The organism is Microbacterium protaetiae (assembly GCF_004135285.1).
GTDB lineage: Bacteria > Actinomycetota > Actinomycetes > Actinomycetales > Microbacteriaceae > Microbacterium > Microbacterium protaetiae.
On the sequence record NZ_CP035494.1, the window covers coordinates 2,365,487 to 2,382,693 of the forward strand.

The 17,207-nt window shown below is 67.0% G+C and carries 21 protein-coding genes and 2 tRNA genes; 18 read left to right on the plus strand and 5 right to left on the minus strand.

The window, feature by feature from the left end:
• Positions 1 to 208 precede the first annotated feature (208 nt).
• The 5 genes from ET475_RS10990 to ET475_RS11010 all read left to right on the plus strand — a co-directional run bounded on the left by ET475_RS10990 (position 209) and on the right by ET475_RS11010 (position 5,247).
• Positions 209 to 1,453 (plus strand): MFS transporter, encoded by a 1,245-nt coding sequence (locus ET475_RS10990; protein ID WP_242497604.1) that lies wholly within the window; start codon positions 209 to 211, stop codon positions 1,451 to 1,453.
• 184 nt (positions 1,454 to 1,637) lie between these two features.
• A complete protein-coding gene (locus ET475_RS10995) occupies positions 1,638 to 2,228 on the plus strand; it encodes an SLATT domain-containing protein (protein ID WP_129389905.1) in 591 nt (196 codons plus the stop codon).
• 2 nt (positions 2,229 to 2,230) lie between these two features.
• Positions 2,231 to 3,523: an SMODS domain-containing nucleotidyltransferase gene (locus tag ET475_RS11000; RefSeq protein WP_129389908.1), complete on the plus strand. Its 1,293-nt coding sequence runs from the start codon at positions 2,231 to 2,233 to the stop codon at positions 3,521 to 3,523.
• A gap of 87 nt (positions 3,524 to 3,610) precedes the next feature.
• Complete coding sequence (locus ET475_RS11005; RefSeq protein ID WP_129389911.1) at positions 3,611 to 4,423, plus strand: S1 family peptidase; 813 nt, start codon at positions 3,611 to 3,613, stop codon at positions 4,421 to 4,423.
• Positions 4,424 to 4,539: 116 nt separating this feature from the next.
• Positions 4,540 to 5,247 carry a TIGR02391 family protein gene (locus ET475_RS11010; protein ID WP_129389915.1) on the plus strand — a complete coding sequence of 236 codons (708 nt, stop codon included), beginning with the start codon at positions 4,540 to 4,542 and terminating at the stop codon, positions 5,245 to 5,247.
• 465 nt (positions 5,248 to 5,712) lie between these two features.
• Here ET475_RS11010 and ET475_RS11015 read toward each other — a convergent pair whose 3' ends face one another.
• Both ET475_RS11015 and ET475_RS11020 read right to left on the minus strand, forming a co-directional pair.
• Positions 5,713 to 6,300 (minus strand): GNAT family N-acetyltransferase, encoded by a 588-nt coding sequence (locus tag ET475_RS11015; protein WP_129389918.1) that lies wholly within the window; start codon positions 6,298 to 6,300, stop codon positions 5,713 to 5,715.
• Between the two features lie 9 nt (positions 6,301 to 6,309).
• Positions 6,310 to 6,552, minus strand: coding sequence for a hypothetical protein (locus ET475_RS11020; protein ID WP_165310883.1), 243 nt, complete (start codon positions 6,550 to 6,552; stop codon positions 6,310 to 6,312).
• Between the two features lie 109 nt (positions 6,553 to 6,661).
• Here ET475_RS11020 and ET475_RS11025 point away from each other — a divergent pair, with 109 nt between their 5' ends.
• From ET475_RS11025 to ET475_RS11050, 5 genes are all read left to right on the plus strand, one after another.
• Entirely contained in the window at positions 6,662 to 7,852 is a 1,191-nt protein-coding gene (locus ET475_RS11025; RefSeq protein WP_129389924.1) for a hypothetical protein, read from the plus strand.
• A 38-nt stretch (positions 7,853 to 7,890) separates the two neighbouring features.
• Positions 7,891 to 8,703 carry an inositol monophosphatase family protein gene (locus ET475_RS11030; protein WP_129389927.1) on the plus strand — a complete coding sequence of 271 codons (813 nt, stop codon included), beginning with the start codon at positions 7,891 to 7,893 and terminating at the stop codon, positions 8,701 to 8,703.
• Positions 8,704 to 9,237: 534 nt separating this feature from the next.
• Complete coding sequence (locus tag ET475_RS11040; protein ID WP_129389930.1) at positions 9,238 to 10,470, plus strand: M23 family metallopeptidase; 1,233 nt, start codon at positions 9,238 to 9,240, stop codon at positions 10,468 to 10,470.
• A gap of 85 nt (positions 10,471 to 10,555) precedes the next feature.
• Positions 10,556 to 10,627 (plus strand) — tRNA-Thr (locus ET475_RS11045).
• A 34-nt stretch (positions 10,628 to 10,661) separates the two neighbouring features.
• Positions 10,662 to 10,735 (plus strand) — tRNA-Met (locus tag ET475_RS11050).
• 199 nt (positions 10,736 to 10,934) lie between these two features.
• Here ET475_RS11050 and ET475_RS11055 read toward each other — a convergent pair.
• Together ET475_RS11055 and ET475_RS11060 are read right to left on the minus strand one after the other, a co-directional pair.
• Entirely contained in the window at positions 10,935 to 11,177 is a 243-nt protein-coding gene (locus tag ET475_RS11055; RefSeq protein WP_129389933.1) for a metallophosphoesterase family protein, read from the minus strand.
• A gap of 168 nt (positions 11,178 to 11,345) precedes the next feature.
• Positions 11,346 to 11,726, minus strand: a complete 381-nt coding sequence (locus ET475_RS11060) for a hypothetical protein (protein ID WP_129389936.1) — start codon at positions 11,724 to 11,726, stop codon at positions 11,346 to 11,348.
• Between the two features lie 70 nt (positions 11,727 to 11,796).
• Here ET475_RS11060 and ET475_RS11065 point away from each other — a divergent pair, with 70 nt between their 5' ends.
• The gene (locus ET475_RS11065; RefSeq protein WP_207205339.1) at positions 11,797 to 12,885 is read left to right on the plus strand and encodes a hypothetical protein; all 1,089 of its coding nucleotides are present in this window, start codon (positions 11,797 to 11,799) and stop codon (positions 12,883 to 12,885) included.
• Positions 12,886 to 12,943: 58 nt separating this feature from the next.
• Here ET475_RS11065 and ET475_RS11070 read toward each other — a convergent pair whose 3' ends face one another.
• The gene (locus tag ET475_RS11070; RefSeq protein ID WP_129389939.1) at positions 12,944 to 13,552 is read right to left on the minus strand and encodes a TetR/AcrR family transcriptional regulator; all 609 of its coding nucleotides are present in this window, start codon (positions 13,550 to 13,552) and stop codon (positions 12,944 to 12,946) included.
• Positions 13,553 to 13,622: 70 nt separating this feature from the next.
• Here ET475_RS11070 and ET475_RS11075 point away from each other — a divergent pair, with 70 nt between their 5' ends.
• The 7 genes from ET475_RS11075 (at position 13,623) to ET475_RS11105 (ending at position 17,203) form a co-directional block, all read left to right on the plus strand.
• Positions 13,623 to 14,555 (plus strand): SDR family oxidoreductase, encoded by a 933-nt coding sequence (locus ET475_RS11075; protein ID WP_129389942.1) that lies wholly within the window; start codon positions 13,623 to 13,625, stop codon positions 14,553 to 14,555.
• Positions 14,556 to 14,676: 121 nt separating this feature from the next.
• On the plus strand, positions 14,677 to 15,147 hold the full coding sequence (locus tag ET475_RS11080; protein WP_422879912.1) for an Asp23/Gls24 family envelope stress response protein: 471 nt from the start codon (positions 14,677 to 14,679) through the stop codon (positions 15,145 to 15,147).
• A complete protein-coding gene (locus ET475_RS11085) occupies positions 15,144 to 15,335 on the plus strand; it encodes a DUF2273 domain-containing protein (RefSeq protein WP_129389948.1) in 192 nt (63 codons plus the stop codon). The genes ET475_RS11080 and ET475_RS11085 overlap by 4 nt, the downstream gene beginning before the upstream one ends.
• On the plus strand, positions 15,332 to 15,661 hold the full coding sequence (locus ET475_RS11090) for a hypothetical protein (protein ID WP_129389951.1): 330 nt from the start codon (positions 15,332 to 15,334) through the stop codon (positions 15,659 to 15,661). The genes ET475_RS11085 and ET475_RS11090 overlap by 4 nt, the downstream gene beginning before the upstream one ends.
• On the plus strand, positions 15,658 to 16,224 hold the full coding sequence (locus ET475_RS11095; protein ID WP_129389954.1) for a hypothetical protein: 567 nt from the start codon (positions 15,658 to 15,660) through the stop codon (positions 16,222 to 16,224). Before ET475_RS11090 ends, ET475_RS11095 begins: the two co-directional genes overlap by 4 nt.
• Positions 16,221 to 16,835: a hypothetical protein gene (locus tag ET475_RS11100; protein ID WP_129389957.1), complete on the plus strand. Its 615-nt coding sequence runs from the start codon at positions 16,221 to 16,223 to the stop codon at positions 16,833 to 16,835. The genes ET475_RS11095 and ET475_RS11100 overlap by 4 nt, the downstream gene beginning before the upstream one ends.
• 101 nt (positions 16,836 to 16,936) lie before the next feature.
• The gene (locus ET475_RS11105) at positions 16,937 to 17,203 is read left to right on the plus strand and encodes a GlsB/YeaQ/YmgE family stress response membrane protein (RefSeq protein WP_129389961.1); all 267 of its coding nucleotides are present in this window, start codon (positions 16,937 to 16,939) and stop codon (positions 17,201 to 17,203) included.
• The last annotated feature ends 4 nt before the right edge of the window (positions 17,204 to 17,207 follow it).

Below are 17,207 nucleotides of genomic sequence, written 5' to 3' on the forward strand. Positions count from 1 at the left end.
AGTTCACGCTGCCGTCGCGGCAGTAGCAGTGCTCGGCGGGGTCCGAAAATCGTTAGAGCCGAGACCGTTCCCGGGCTTCAGCCGTGTCTTTCGGCCCTCTGCGACGGGTGCTCTTGCAACGCTCCGTGGCGCAGCGGCCCGGACGCAAGCGGATTCCTCAGAGGGCACTGGTGGTTCGGCTGCGTGATCGTCGGAATAGTATGGGCGGGTGTCGCCGCCGGATCTCGAGCAGTTGCGCGATGTGCCACCGTTTCGCCGCGACTATCTCGCGCACGCGTGGATTGTCATGCGGGGCATCTCGGACGCCGGCGACGCGATCTGGTCCGTTGCGCTGGCCTGGACCGCCGTCCAGGTGACGACGCCCGCATTGGCGGGACTGGTTGTGGCGGCTGGCTCGGTGCCGCGTGCGTTGGCGTTGCTGTTCGGCGGTGTGCTCGCCGATCGGCTCAACGCCCGCAAGCTCATGGTGCTGTTCAACATCGTCCGCACCATCGTGCTCGTCGCGGTAGCGATCTGGTGTGCGCTCAACGTGCCGTCGGTCGTCATCCTGCTGCTGGCCGCTCTGGCCTTCGGTATCTGTGACGCGTTCTACGAGCCGGCCGCGGGGACGATTTCACGGCAGATGGTCCGCAAAGCAGATCTGCCCACGTACGGCGCGGCCATGCAGACGTCGGCCCGGCTCGGCGGCATGTTCGGCTCTGCCGTTGGCGGTGTGATCGTCGCGCAGATCGGGATGTCGGGCTCGGCGTCGTTGGATGCCGTCTCGTTCGCGATCGTCGTCGCGTTCATCGCGATCTGGTTGCGCCCGCGCTTCGAATTGCCCCGCGCCGCACGGGAATCGGTGTTGCGCGGCATAACGTCGGGTTTCCGGCATCTTCGCGACGTTCCCGCCACCCGTACGCTCGTGATCGCCCTGGCCAGCCTGAATCTGGCCGCCGCTCCGGCGATGGGCATCGGCGTCGCACTGCGGGCGACGGCAGAAGGGTGGGGCGCCGAAGCCGTCGGCTGGTTCGGCGCGTTCGCCGGCGTTGGTGCAACCGTCGGGGCTGCGATCGTGATGAAGTGGCGTCCGCGTCGCGAGGCGTTCGCCGGGTTCTGGGCGTTCAGCACGCAGGGCGTCGCGATCATCGCGGTCGGCCTGGGGCCGTTGTGGCTGGTCATCGCGGCGGGCGTCGTCATCGGTTTCGGCGCCGGGTTCGGGTCCGTGCTGCTGGGCGCGACCTTCGCCGGCACGACCGACCCGAGCTACCTCGGCCGGATGGGCTCGATCATCAGCATCGGCGACGACAGCCTGCGTCCCCTGACGATGGCGCTGTTCGGCATCCTCGCATCCACCACCGCGCTCTGGGTCCCCTTCGTCGTCTATGGCCTCGCCATCACCGCACTCATCACCGTGCTGCTGAGCAACCGGCAGCTGCGCACATTGTCACTCAAAGATCCCCCACCTGAGTAGGCGCCACAGGTAATGCGAGGTGGGCCCCTGGGCTTGTGTGCTCTGGGGGTGTCGGTGGCCCTCGCCATACTTGGATTCGAGTGCAGCGACCGTCACTGGCGGTCGCGCTTCCGCAGCGTAGATGGCTGGGGGAGTCGATTGGGGTGCACCTGTTGGTGGACGGTCAGTGGGGAGACAAGTGGCGATGGAGCATGCAGCCGAGGCGGGGCGAGACTGGTATCTGCTCGCTCAGGTGCGAGAGGCGTTTGGGCGAGTGGTCTACAGCCACAAGACGCACGAGAAGCAGGCGGACATTTGCTTTGTGCGATACCGGTGGCAGCAGGGAGTGCTGATCGCCTTCACCGCGATCAGCACCGGAACCTTCCTCGTGTCCTTGCTGGGGCTAGTGGGAAACCAAGTGCTAACAAGCCTCACCACCTCGTTCATCGCGCTCGTCGTCAGCGCGCTGAGCCTCGCCTCGAAGAGCTTCAAGTTCAGCGAGGAGTCCGCGGCGCACCGGGACATCGCCGCCCGGCTCTGGGACGTGCGCGAGTCTTACCTGTCCCTGATCGCCGATCTCATGTCCGGGGCGACGTCGCCGACGGATGGACGCAGGCGCCGCGACGAGCTCCAAGAGGCGGCGCGCGCTGCATACTCCGATGCTCCTCGGAATACGTCGAAGGCTTATGGTCGGGCGCAGGATGGACTCAAAAACAACGAGGAGCTCACGTTCACGTCGCACGAGATTGACCTCTTCCTCCCAGAGTCGCTTCGTCTCAACGAAGGCGAGGTCTGACGATGAAGGTGGACGAGATCTTCGACACGCTGCTCGAGAACCTGAAGGTTGGCGACGCCAATGATCTCATCGCCGCGCGCCGCGATGAGATCACGAAGGCGCTGAACAAGGACTTCCGGTCCGTCGTAGGTTCCACGGCGAACCGCTTGATGGTGGGCTCCTACGGTCGGCACACGGCTATCAAGGGAGTCTCCGACCTCGACATGATCCATATCCTCCCGGCGTCGCTGCGCTCGAACTACAGCAGTGAGACAGGGCCGCGACGCATGCTCAACCGTGTCCGGGATGATCTGAAGGCGCGATACCCCGGCACCGACATAAAGGTCGACCAGTGTGTCGTGCGGGTGACGTTCGTCAGCAGCAAGTTCAAGTTCGAGGTGCAGCCAGCGTTCGAGAACGACGATGGCAGCTTCGAATACCCGGACACGAAGTCCGACAGCTGGAGGACCACAAAGCCGCGCGAGGAGATCGCCGCGACAAGGGAGTGCAACGATCGCACGTCCAAGAACATGCGCCACCTCGCCCGGATGGCCCGGGCGTGGAAGGACGCGAACGGAGTTGCCATGGGCGGTCTGCTCATCGACACGCTGGTACACCGGTTTTTCGAGGGCACCGGTGAGTATGACGACAAGGGGAGTCTCTGGTACGACTTCATGGTCCGAGACTTCTTCGAGTTCCTCATGGACGAGCCGGACAAGGACTACTACCTCGCGCTGGGCAGCAATCAGCGTGTTTATGTGAAGAAGCGGTTCCAGGCCAAGGCGAAGAAGGCGTACAACCGGTGCCTCGAGGCGATCGCTGACGAGGGCAAAGCGGCGGCGAACAAGAAGTGGCGCGAGGTGTTCGGCACCGCGGTGCCTCTCGCGGCGAGTAGCTCGGCCCGCGCTTTCAAAGACACGGAGGAGTTCATCGAGAGCCGGTACCCGGTTGATATTCGCGAGTCGGTCGCAATTGATTGCAAGGTCTCCCAGAACGGCTGGCGAACGGCGTCCCTGCGCGAGATGCTCGTCAACAAAACGCTCTTGCTTCCGAATAAGGAGCTTGACTTCAGCATCATAGATTGCACGGTCTCACCGCCGTACGACGTGAGGTGGAAAGTTCTGAACCGCGGCGATGAGGCTGAGCGCCGCGACAACATCCGTGGCGGCATCATCCCGCCAAACCGTGCCGGTCACGCCCACCACGAGCGGACCAGCTTCCGCGGTGAGCACGTCGTTGAGTGCTACGTGATCAAGGACGGGATCGTCGTAGCGCGGGATGTGATCGACGTGCCGATCAGCGCGAACGCCGCGTAGCACGGGTAGTCGGCGACGAGGCACGCGGTTCCCGCCGGCTGGGCCGCAGCAGTCGGTGTCTGGGGGGGGCGTCCCTATCCTGATGAGGTGATTCGTCTCTCCGCACCGTCTGGGATGTCCGTGTACCTCCGTGCGACTCGCCAGCACGTCGAAACGGGCGAGTGGCAGACGCTTGGCACGGGGACCGGCTTCGTGGTCTTCAGTGACAGCAGATCGTATCTCGTGACCAACTGGCACGTCTTGACTGGGCGGGACCCGTTGACCGATGAACAGATCGGTAGTTCATCGGCAAAGCCGAGCCGTCTCGAGGCCCATGTGATCGTCGAGTCCGAAGCCGACCAACGACTCGGCAAGGTGCGCTACGACCTGCAACTCTACGACGACCAAGGGCGAGCGCGGTGGCTCGTTCACCCAACACTTGGGCGAGCGGTCGACGTTGTCGCGTTTGAGTTCGGCCCGTCTTACCCGGCTCGCGCCGAGGACTTCATGCCGTACGACGCAACGGAACCCGAGGACCCTGCGGCTTTCACTCCGACCTCGGAAGTGAGCATCGTCGGGTATCCATTCGACCTCGATCAGCGAATCGATCTTCCTGTTTGGACGCGTGCGAGCATCGCGACCGAGCCCGAGTTGGATTTCGAGGGGAAGCCTTGCTTCCTCGTGGATGCGAGGGCTCGCTCGGGTCAGTCAGGCTCGCCCGTGATCGCGTACTGGACGCCGGAGCGGACCAAGCTCACGCAGCGGGGAAACATTCAGATCGGCTCCGCAGAGTCGTGGGAGCTTCTCGGGATCTATTCGGGACGCATCACGGATACCTCGGACCTCGGCCGAGTGTGGAAGCGCGAGGCAATCCGGGCAGTGTTGGAAGGCGGCACTGTGGACGACTACGCATTTGACTGAGGTGGCGTCATTGACGATATGTCGCCGTGCGGCGAGACGAATCGTGGTGCGGAGCGCTTCGTGAGCGGGCATGACCTGATGCGTTCAGCGTCGGCGGGGAGCGCTACCGTGACGACGTGGACATCGAGTGGGCGATTTCGAAACTGAAACGGTATTTGAACCTCTGTCGGGCTGTGAAAGCAGCGGTGCCACCGGGCGAGTACTGGAGTGATCGGGCGAGCCCGATCAACGACGACGCAGAACTCATGCTCTCTACAGTTCAGCGGGTCCTGTTCCAGGTTGACCCTGCAAATACCAATCCGCTCTTGCCCCCAAACTACAGCGACAGCGACACGGAGCTTCGCGTTCGGAGGGCGCTCGGCGCATTACAAGATATTGAGGAGACGAACGAGCACCTCGCACCGGAGGCGCCCGAGTTTGTAGCGGATCGCCTGCATCCGAGGGTTTGGGGTGCGGCGGCCGTCATCTGGGACACGGGTGAGTATCGAATCGCCGTCGGCCAGGCTGCCCTGGCCCTCGCAATGCACCTCAAGGCGAGATCCAAGTCGAAGCTGTCCGACCGCAAGCTCGTGCAGGACGTCTTCAGCCTCGACCCGCCGAAGCCCGGAGGGGTCCGGCTTCAGTTTCCCGGCGAGCGCGACGACGAATCCTGGCGATCGCGTCAGTCCGGCTTGCACCTGCTTGCGCAGGGCACATTCGCGGGGATCCGCAACATTGCCGCCCATGAGGATGAGCCCTGGCCTGAGCAGGTCGCGCTGGAGTTCCTCGCAGTGCTCTCGGTGGTCGCTCGTTGGAGCGACGAGACGGAAGCGGTCGAAGCGTAGCTGTCCTTGTTCCGACGGATGCCGTCCTTGCCGGTCAAAACAGTGCGTCGGGGCCCTTGACGTCGGCAATGCACAACCCGGCGAACGCCCCTGTGGACTCGACGATCAGACCTACGTTGAGGCAACACCATCGATCATTGATGGCCACACCGTTGACTTGCCCGTCGAAGAATCGTCTGGGGTGCCGTCTCCGGTAATTGACCTCACTGGACCGCGGAGGATTAGCACGGAGGAAGCAGAGGATCTGTGTTGGAAGCGGCGAATGGAACGTCCGGAATCACGCGGCTGTATGAGTTTCCTGTACAACCCACCACGTCCTGAGTCGCGACATCGTTTACGAACGGGTCGCGGCTCAGGACGTTTTTGTGGGTTCGGGGTGTTTGTGGGTTCGCGGGAGGTGTCGACGCGCTCCGACGGCGTCGTCAGGAGACCACTCCGTGTTCTTCAGGCAGACCGCCCCGGTGTTCACTCCGCGAAGTAGTCGCGAGCGAGCACGCTCATGATCAGCTCGTCGTGGAACCGACCGTCGTGAAAGACGGCCTCACGACGGCGCCCCTCGACGACGAACCCTGCCTTCTCGTAGGCGCGGATAGCACGTGTGTTGAACGCCCAGGCGTGCAGCTCGACGCGATTCAACCCGAGCTCGCGAAAGCCGTATGACAGTGCGAGAAGGGTTGCTTTCGGTCCGATGCCGTGTCCCACGTGTTCGGGACCAACCATGATCGCGAACGACGCAGAGCGTGCGGGCAGCGATGCGCCGTAGAGCGTGAGATGGCCGAGCAGATCACCCGAGTGATGGCTGACGATGCTGAAGCCGGTGTCGCCCAGTGGCTTGTTGGTGCTCCAGGTCTGGAACATCTCCTCGATCGGTGTGTCGGGCCTCGGCTTGATGATTCGCTGCTGGAGGCTGGCCCACTCAGGGCTGTTCCACCACGTGACCAACTCGCTCAGATCCGCTGGTCGCAGGGCACGTAAGGCGACTGTGCCGTCGGTCAAGAGGCCGCTGCCGTACTCGAATGCTTCGTCGCTCGAGGACCATTGCGCTTCACTCACATATTCACCTTAGGTAACCGTCCGCAGCGAAAGCGTTCTCAGCTGCCGATTGCTCAAGAGCACGACGATCAAGCCGGTGATGCCGGTGCCGTAGACGACGAACAGAACCCAGAGCACGGTCGCCGAGGCGAGTGCGCTGAACGCGGCCATCGTCAGCGGGCGCAGGCTGTCGTCGCCGACCTTGATGATCGAGCCCATGCGGCCGAGATAGCTCGGGTCGGTGGGGCCGGCGAACGTTGCACCCAGGAGCACCAACCCGAAACCCGACTTGTCCACAGATCCGCGCGAAACCCTCTCATCTTGTCGGGGGACCGTGTCAGGATGGGAGCGCGGGTCGACATCCGCTGACGAGAGGACATCCATGACTGCGCCACAGGTGACACCTCCTGCCCATGACACGTCCAACTCCAAGATCCTGCGCGCTGCCATTTGGGTGGCCATCGGCGCACTGATCGCGGCGGCGGTCGTCTGCGTCATCATGGTGCTGGTCGGCTCGGCCAACGGCATCGTCGGCCGAGCGTTCCTGACCATCCTGCTCATGGTGGCGTTCTCCGGCGTCGCATTGCTCGACACCTACCTCGCTCCGCGCCGCCCGGTGTGGTTCGCGCTGACCAGCATGGTGGTGTGGGTCATCACCCTGCTCATCGGCGCGGTGATGATCTGGCTGCCTTTCCGGGGGTTCAACGAGTCGGAGTTCGGCGGCGGCGCAGGACGCTTCTTGTCGTTCCTGGTGATCGTGCTGATTCTGCAGCTGGCGGTGCTGCATGTGCGGTTGTTCGTGAAGGCGTGGGACCGACACCGCACGACGTTCACCGATGTCGTCGCGTGGATCACTATCGTGCTGGTCGCGCTGCTGGCACTGATGCTGGTCTTCCCCTTGATGCTCAAGGAGTGGGTGCATTTCCATGACCTCTATTGGCGACTGACGGTCGCCGTCGCGATCCTCGCCGCCGTGGGCACCGCGCTCGTGCCGCTGGTGAACGCCCTGTTCGCGCCGCGGCGCGAGCGTCATGCTGTCGCCCCGCAGGGATGGCCCACCTACGCCGACGGCATCACGCCGCTGCCGGTGCTGCCCGACGGCCAGCCTGACTGGAACGCCTATTACACCGGATATCCCAGCGTGCCCCAGCCCGCAGTCTGGGCGGGTCAGGATGCCGCAGCCCCAGCAGTCGCGGCGGGGTGGCCCGCGCCCGAACAGGCGCCCGCCATCGCTCCCGAGACGGTCGCTCAGCCTTACACCGACGCGTATGGCACCCCGGCGGCACCGGACTGGCCGGCGCCCGAGCCGGCGCCCGCGCCGGCTCCGGATCCGTACCCGGCCCCGGATCCGTACCCGGCCCCGGATCCGTACCCGGCCCCGATTCCTGAGCCCGCACCCGAGCCGAATCCGGTGCCCAGTCCTGAACCGAACCCGGTGCCGCCCAGCCCCGAGCCGAACCCGGTGCCGCCCAGCCCGCAGCCCGGTCCGCAGTGGGCGCCGCCTGCAGCGCCACCGCAGGCGCCGGCACCCGGATATGAAGGGTTTCCGCCTCCGCCGCCGCTGCCGCGCTGAGGCCGAGGGCCTGCGGCGCGAAGGTCTAGCGTGAGGGGATGACCTCGCCCACTGATCTGACCCGACTGGCCACCGACATCGCCCGCGAAGCGGGCGAACTCGCGCGGCGACGCCGTGGCGAGGGCGTGCGCATAGCGGCGACGAAGTCGGCTCTCGCCGACATCGTGACGGCGGCCGACCGCGAGGTCGAAGCACTCATCCGCGGTCGGTTGGCGCAGGAGAGACCACGGGACGGGTTCTTCGGAGAAGAATCCGGCGCTGAGCAGGGCTCGTCGGGCATCACCTGGGTCGTCGATCCCATCGACGGCACCGTCAACTACGCCTACGGCATCCCTTCTTATGCGGTGAGCATCGCCGCGGTCGAGGGCGAACCAGACCCCACGCGGTGGCGCGCCCTGGCCGCGGTCGTGTTCGCTCCCGCGCTGGGCGAGCTTTTCCAGGCGAGCGCGGGGGAGGGCGCGTGGCTGGGCACGGGCCCCGACGCCCAGCTGCTGGCAGTGCGCGCGCATGCGCCCGAGGCGGGCGGACTCATCGCGACGGGCTTCGGCTACGACCCGGCCACGCATGCCGGTGACCTGGCGCGTCTGACGCGGGTGATGCCCCTGGCCCGCGACATCCGACGCATCGGATCTGCCGCACTCGACCTCAGCTATGTCGCTGCCGGACGCCTCGACGGTTACTTCGAACGCGGCCTGCACCCCTGGGATCACGCGGCCGGCGCCCTCATCGTCGAGGAGGCCGGGGGTCGCGTCGGCGGTCTTCCCGGAGGTCGTCCGGGCAACGACCTGACGATCGCGGCCGGCCCGGACCTCTTCGTCGCGCTGGAGGCGGCCATCGCCGCACGTGACTGATATATCGATGTGCGTGCATGGCATTTTCAGATTCAGCGGGGTAGTGTTTACCCATTCGTTATCTTCGTCGGCCCGAACGACGAGGATGATCAGACCCCGTCGTCCGACCGTTGCCCCCCAGCGACCTGACCCGAGAGATCGCCTTTCCCCTTGTCTCTTGACGCCCCTATGGCCGAGCCTGCGCGCACGCGGCGCTCGACCCGTACCGCAACCACGCCTGTTCCGGCGACGGATGCCGCGGCGCTGAGCAGGGCGGAACTTCGGCGTCGGGCACCCCAGCACTCTCCGGCCGAGCGTCCTGCGGTCGTATGGGGGCGCTCGGTGAAGGGCGAGACCGCGCCGGTCGCGACAGAGGCGCCGACCGCGTCACCAGCCGCCAGCGCATCCGTCCCGATGCCTGCCGCCCCGGAGAAGACGGCCGCGGCCACGCCGCCTGCGAAGTCCGCGACCACCACGCCGCCTGCGAAGTCCGCGGCCGCCGCGCCGCCTGCGAAGTCCGCGGCCGCCGCGCCCCTCACGCGCCGCCAGCGTCGGATGAACACGCAGCCCACTCCCGTCATCCCGCAAGCGGGGCCCGAGGTGCTCAGCGTGCTGTCGACGGCTTCCCTCTCCTTGCCCACCGCTTCGGTTCCGGTGCAGACAGCGTCAGTGCCGGTCGTCGAGCGTCCCGCGCCCGAGCGCAAGACCCAGCCCGAATGCAAGGCCGAGCTCAAGGCCCAGCCGGAGCGCAAGGCCCAGCCCGAGCGCGAGACCCAGCCCGAGCGCAAGACCCAGTCTCAGTCCGAGTCGGTCGCTCCGCCCGAGCCCGTCGTCGAGGTCGAATCACCCGCCGCGGCATCCACCGCCCGAAAGTCGGTCGATGAGTTCGCCGAGGCCGCACGCCTGTTCGCCTTCACGGGCGAGACCCCGGTGCAAAGCGCCGACGACGAGCTCACCGCCGAGCCGGTCCTCACACAGGACGATGCCGATGAGGCCGTCGCAGCCGAGGGTGAGAAGAAGCACAGCGCACCCCGCCGTGCGCATTCCACTCGCTCGTCGCTCAAGCGCATGGCCGCGGCATCCGCGTCGTTCGGAGTCATCGTCGCCGTAGGCCTGCTCGCGGTGAGCACCACGATGCCGGCCGAGGCTGTCGCCGCCGTCGACACTCAGCTCACCGGCGTGGCTCCGCTGCAGCAGGCGGGCGATGTCTCGGCCTCAGCCAGCGACGAGATCCAGGCTTATGTGGCGCCCGGCGACACCCAGCCCGTCGCCGACGACCTTGACCGCACCGCCAACTACAGCACCGCGACGCTCGTCGAGATGGCCGGGACCACCGGCATCCAGAACGTATCGAGCTCTGTCTACACGAACAACCCACTGTGCGATGTGCAGTGGCCGTTCGCGATCGGCGTGCCGATCTCGTTCGGGTTCGGCCCGCGCCCCGGAGAGTTCCACGAGGGCGTCGACTTCACGCCCGGAAACGGTGCGCATGTGCAGGCGATCGCCGACGGAACCGTGCGCATCGCCCAGGAGGGCTACCAGGGCTACGGCGTCGCCGTCATCATCGATCACGTGATCGACGGGCAGCACGTCGCCAGCCTGTACGGGCACATGCAGTACGGCTCGTTGCAGGTGCACGCGGGCGAGAAGGTCAAGGTCGGCCAGTACATCGGCCGCACCGGCAACACCGGCTTCTCGTTCGGCGCGCACACGCACGTCGAGATCCGTCAGAACGGCGTCACGCCGATCGATCCGCTGCCCTGGTTGCGCTCGCACAACAAGTGCTGAGCGGGCTGCGATTGCGAGCCTTCTGGTTCGGTATTCACGCTTCGCTCTGATATTCTTTTCTGGTTGCCCGGAATGGTCCGGGAACGCCCCGATAGCTCAGTGGCAGAGCACTTCCATGGTAAGGAAGGGGTCGTCAGTTCAATCCTGACTCGGGGCTCGCATGCATCACGATTTGGTTCGGGATGCTTCGCGGCAGGGTAGCTCAGTTGGTGAGAGCGCACGACTCATAATCGTGAGGTCGCGGGTTCAAGCCCCGCTCCTGCTACATCAAGCCCCCGAAGAACCGCGGAATCACGCGGATCTCGGGGGCATCTGTGTCGGATCGAGGGTTTCAGGTGAGGTCAGGCAGTGGCGGGAGAGCGTGTGGCGGGAGGCCCGCGTCCAAGACGTTCCGCACGCGTTCGTAGGTCTTCGGCGTGAGGTCGTCTCCGGGGAAGAACTCGTTCAACAGCTGCTCGGCTCCGTCACACGCTCGCGAGCTCGCCTTGCTCAATGGCGAAGGTCTCGGTGATCGTGTCGAGCGCGAGGTCGCCGAGGTGCAGCACGACCGCATCGGCAGAGACGACATCGTTCCACCGGCGCACCATCTCGGCGTCCATCTCTTCGACCGCAGAGAATGGCCGCCCGGCCAGCTCGATGATGCGTGCATGCCCGAAGTGGGTGTCAGACGTGACGAAGTCGACGTCGTCGCACGAGAAGTCGTTCATGCCGCCCCTTCCCTGGGCTGCCACGTTAGCGTGTGGCAGCCCAGGGCGACGCCTGCCGTGCCCGAGCTTTCCTCAGTCGTGGGTGGCCACGGCGGTCATGATGTTCATTCCGCCGTTGATGCGGACCGTGCCCCGAGCCGATGAGATCGATGGGGACTGACTCCGTCCTCACACGATCATCAGCAGACCGTGCTCCCGGCCACGCTTGGCGACGACCGCGGTGAGAGCGAGCAGTCCGGCGCCGGAGATCGCCAGGCCCGACCAGAGCCCATAGCCGGTCGCATCATCGAAGTTGCCGGCGGCCAGGGAGTGGGCGGTGACGTCCAGAATGGGCGCCACGATCGCGGTCACTGCCACGATCCCGCTCGTGATCACCGAGAACGACACGATCAGGCCGACGAAAGCCGCTCCCAGCACGAGCAGGGGAATCGCGCTCACCGCGACGAGGCCACTGGCCGGGGGCAGCGCGCCGTTGTCAGTGAGGAGGGTGAGCGCGGCGGCCGTCAGCCCCGCGATGATGACGAAGACCGTCCAGCCCGAGGTGCGCATGCCGTGACAGTATCCCTGTCGGGCACCACAGCTCAAGCACCCCGTCTGCCCACCCCGCTACACTCGCGGCATGATCGACGCGCGAGAGCTGCTGCAGGGGCCTCGCGGCCGTGCGCTGTGCCTCGAGCTGGCCTCGCGTAGCGACCAGCGGGTGCGGCAGCTCGCCTTCGACCTCTCGTATGAACTCGATCCCGGTAAGGGCACGTCGGTCGTTCGTCTCATGATCGGCGAAGAGGTGGGTGAGCCACCGCCCGCCGGCAGGGTTGAAGACCTCGTGCGCGCTGTGCAGCGCGTCGCGCCCGACTCGATCGCTCTCGCCGACCTCGATGCGGCGTTGGCCGCCTCGGTCGACGGGGCGCGGTACTGGCAGGAGCCGTCGGGTGAGGACGTGCTCGCGGCTCTTCCCGAGGTGGTCGACGCGCTTCGTCCCCTCGCCGAGGCTGTTGCGCAGCATCCACCCGCGTGGTGGACGGCCGATCGCCGCACCGAACAATGGGCGATCGAATGGCGCGATCCCGGCGATTCAGCGTCGCTCGAGCGCAACCCGGCATCTGCACTGCAGAAATGGAAGCGCGAGACGCTCGCCGAAGAGCGACGGGCCGAGCGCGAGCGACCGCGTGAGCCGACCGCGAACTGGTCGGGAACGTGGTGGTCGACACCGGGCGGTCTGGTCCCGACAACAGGAGTGACGGATGCCCGAGAGCCAGTGGGCCTGCGGCACGTCGAGGACTCACCGGGCTGGAATATCGCCACGGCCATTCCCGTGCGCGGTGTCGGCCGCACCCATGAGATCCACCGGGCAGAAGACTGGGCGCAGCTGTGCCGACGGTTCCCGCTCGAGGTCACGGCGTCGCGCCGTCACGACTGGTATCGCACCACCGGGCGCGACGGGCGATGGCTGATCCCCGATTGGCAGCGCGTGGCGCAGGAGTGGGATGCCGTGCACCTGAGTGCGTTCGGATACGTGCACGCCGCCACCCGGGCGATCCCGATCGACGACGAGTATGCGAGCGTGGTCGCGGGCTGGGGCCCAGATGTCACCGTGTGGCTGACCGACACCGTGCGTGAGTGGGAGGGGGAGCGCATTGTGTGGCGGCGCGACGACGACGTATGGGTGCGCGTCGACCATCCGAACTCCCAGCGAGGCGTCGTTTTGTGACGGATCGCGCTGCGCGCACGTCTCATTGTCGAGTCCCGACTCTGGGGGGTCGGGTTCTTCACCTGTGGGGTCGCTCGCGAGGGGGCTGAGCGACCCCACTCTTCTTCGCAGCCTCGATCGGTGGCGCGTCGGCCTGAGACGCGAAGTACGCCTCTGCCGCGGCCTCGACGCGCTCGCGGTCGCCGGTGGTGAGAAGGTCGAGGAGCAATCCGCGCAGCATCGCGATCACAAGCGTCGCGCCGCGTTCACCTTCTGCCGGCGAGGCGAACGCCTCAAGCGGGTCGGCGATGACGTGGTCGAGAAAGTCCCCGAAGACATCAGGCGTCTGCAGAGCCTGCCCGTATACGGCGAAGAAGAGGCGGAACTCGGCCTCGCGGCTGGGATCAGAGACGCGCCGCCATATCCGCCGCGCCATGGCCGACGGATCCGCGTCGCCGTCGTCTGAAGCCGCCGTCTCGTCGAGAATGCGTTCGCGCAGCCGCCGCTGCACCGCCTGGATCATCCGTTCCTTGCTGCCGAAGCGGTGCACGAGGGTGGTCGGCGTGACACCGAGGGCCCCCGCCAGCGGCCGCCAGGTCAGGGCTGCGAGGCCGTGGTCGACCGTGTAGGCGACGACAGCGTCGAGAAGCTCATCGCGCCGTTGCTGATTCACGGGTCTGCCGGCCATGCCCCGCCCCCTTGCATTTGTTGAACGAGTGTACCAATAATGGGACCTCGACCCCAAACAGGAGGGACCCATGCACATCTTCATCACAGGGGCGTCGGGATGGGTGGGCTCAGCTCTCGTCCCTGAACTCATCGCCCACGGTCACACCGTCGCGGCACTGGCCCGCACCGATCGCTCGGCCGCACGGGCACGCTCGCTCGGAGCGGATGTCGTGCCCGGCACGCTCGACGATCACGACCTCGTGGGCGATGCGACCGCATCGGCCGATGCGGTCATCCACTTGGCCTTCAAACATGATGTCGCTTTCGCCGGGGACTATGCCGGGGCCGCGCACGATGACCGCGCCGTCATCGATGTGTTCACCGAACGCCTGGCCGGAACCGGAAAGGCCCTTGTGGTCGCGTCGGGCATTCTCGGTGTGCTGGGTCTTACCCCCGGCGTCATCGCGACCGAGGCGGACGGGCGCTTCTCACACGAGCAGCCCGGACCGGTCAGCGGCGGCAGCGACCGTGCCGCCACCGCCCGGCACGTGCTCACGCTGGCCGAGCGCGGCATCCGCTCGAGCGTCGTCCGCCTGCCCCCAGCCACGCATGGGCGGGGCGACAACGGGTTCACCGCGACCGCCGTCAACGCGGCGAAGAAGGCCGGTGTCTCGGTGTATGTCGGGGAGGGAGCCAACCGGTGGCCGGCCGTGCACCGCGACGACGCCGCGGAGCTGTTCCGCCGTGCCGTCGAATCGGCGCCGGCCGGCGCGGTCGTGCATGCGGTCGCCGAACAGGGCGTGCAGATCCGGCAGGTCGCCGAGACGATAGCCTCGCGACTCGATGTGCCGGCGATCTCGGTCGATCAGTCCGATGTCGGCCGATACCTCGGATTCCTCGGTGGATTCTGGTCGGCCGACGGCCCGGCATCCGCCGAAGTCACCCGTGAGCTGTTCGGCTGGGCGCCGTCACGGCCGAGCTGGCTCGACGACCTTCGCAGCGGCGCGTACGACCCGGTGTGAGCACGCCTGCGGCGGCGCCGAAGCCGATCTGTGACATTTTCGCCGGTGCGCGCGTCTGATCAGTGAGCCGACCGTGAAGCCTCGTAGCTTCAGGGCACGGGGTACCGACGCGAAGGAGATCATGATGGCGAACGCAGACAGCCGGGTGCAGGCAGGCGCAGCGACACAGGCGGGAACGCGGCCGAGTGCTGCACCCGGCGAGAACAGCGGGGCCCTGGGCGGCAAGACGACCATCGAAGACGCCGTGGTCACGAAGATCGCGGGCATCGCCGCCCGCGAAGTGAGCGGCGTCTACGCGCTCGGCGGCGGTGCTGCTCGCATGGTCGGGGCGATCCGCGAAGCGCTGAACACGACCGATCTCGGCCAGGGCATCAGTGTCGACGTCGGCGAAGAGCAGGTCGCCGTCGACGTGACGATCGTCGCCGAGTACCCGGTGTCGTTGCAGAAAGTCGCGGACGATGTGCGTCAGGCGATCTACCGCGCCATGGAAGATCTCGTCGGCATGGAGGTCACCGAAGTGAACGTGACGGTCAACGACGTGCACATTCCCTCGGACGACGACGATGAGCAGCCCGAGGCGCGAGTCCGATGACGACCGCCTCGGTCGGTGCGGCGGCGGGGGCGGTACTGGCCATCGCCTGGGTCGTGCTCGGGTTCTGGGCGTTCGTGCTGGTCGCGGTCGCCATGCTCGTCGGCGCCGGAATCGGCCGCATCGTCGATGGCCGACTGGATGTGCGGGCCGTGGCCGATGCGTTCCGCGGACGGCGCTCGTCGTCATGACCTCGGTCGACCGGCTCGTTCCCGGCAGAACGACCATCAGCGCGCGGGCGCTCGAGCATCTGGTGACGGGAATGGTGCGGGATGCCGCATCCGCCCGCGTCCGCGACATCGAGGTGTCACTGGCCGACGCCGCCGGTGCGCTGCGGGTCTCGGTCACCGTGCCGCTTCTGGTGGGCGCACGCCCCGCAACACCGATCTTCGAGCAGGGCGCACTCGTGCGCAATCACGTGATCGCGGGAATGAAGACGCTGAGCGGCCGCGCCGTCGGCGCCGTCGACGTGCGCTACGCAGGTGTACGCATGATGCCGGCGCGGAGGGTGCGATGACTGCCGAATCGGCCGTGTACCGACGGGTGCTGCGCCGCCAACGGTATTCGCCCCGCACCGGCGCCGCAGTGGTCGTGGCTGCCGCAGCCAGTGTTCTCGGCGCCGCCGGGATCGTGCTGGCGATGTGGTGCTGGGCAGATCCGGCCGTGCGCGAACGTGTCGACCGCCTGGTCGGGTCGCTGTCGCAGCTCGGCGGCGATCGGGCCGTTGTGACGGCGATCGGGGTCGTGGCCGTGCTGCTCTCACTGCTGCTGATCGCCATGGCCGTGCTGCCCGGGCGGCGGGCACGCCACACCCGCATGACGGGGCGCGTCGCGCTGTCCGCCGACGACGGCGTGCTGGCCGATGCCTCGGCCGACGCGGTCGCCGCCGCGTGCGGGCTGAGCTCCGACCGCGTCTCGGTCAGCGTGCGGCCGCGGTCTGCCACCGTGCGGGTGGTTCCGCTCAGCGGTGTGCGGGTGCACCGTGACATTGCCGCAGAGTCGGCGAAGCAGGCCATCGCGGCGGCGGGCTTCGCGGTGACGTCGCGAGTGCTCGTCGACCACCGGGCGGTCGTGGCATGAACGCCACGAACCGCGTCCTCAATCGCGCGGTGCTGCTTGCGGCGGGCATCCTGCTCTTCGTGATCGGCGCGAGTGCGATGCTCGCCGGCATACGGCCCACAGGGGCAGAGCCGATGATCGCCGGCGCGACGAGGGGGGTTGCGGATGCGGCATCCCGCGCCCGCGCATGGCGCATGGCGCTGCCCGGAGGCGGCACCGTCTCGGGCGCCGAGGTCGTCGTCGTGGCTGCGCTGGTGGTGGTTGTGGCACTGCTGGCCGTGTTCCTCGCCACGCGCGGGCGGGGAAAGACGCGCACGGTGCTGCGGCAGGTCACCGGCCAAGGACGCACCTCGGTAGACCGTGGCATCGCCGCCACGATACTGACCGAACAACTCAGCGCGCGCGCCGACGTGCTGTCGGCGACCGTGGAGGTGTACCGGGTCAGGCGGGCCCCCGCGATAGCACTGACGGTGCGACCGCGACGGGGAGCGGATCTCGCACGGCTTCTGGCTGCCGTCGAAGACGTCGTGCACGACTGGGACCGGCTCGCGGGTGTCAGGGTGCCGGTGGCGGTGCATCTGGCCGACCGCCGGAGGGTGGACGGCCTGCGATCGGCTGCCCGCGTGCGATAGCGGGAACGAAGACGAACGAAAGGAACAGGATCGGCGGCTGAGCCATCACGACACGGCTTCCGGGCACCGGAGGCCTCGACCATCAACGAAAGGGGCACCCCATGGGGTTCTTCAGCTTTCTTCTGCTCGGTCTGATCGCGGGGGCGATCGCCAAGCTCATCATTCCGGGCAAACAGCCCGGCGGTTGGTTCGTCACTCTCATCCTCGGCGTCATCGGTGCGATGCTCGGCGGATGGCTGGGCGGGCTCATCTTCCACGTCGATCTGCAGTCGTTCTTCAGCCTCTCGACGTGGCTGTTGGCGATCGGCGGGCCGCTGATAGTGCTGCTGATCTACGGGCTCATCGTCGGGCGCCGCGCCAGCGAATGAGAAG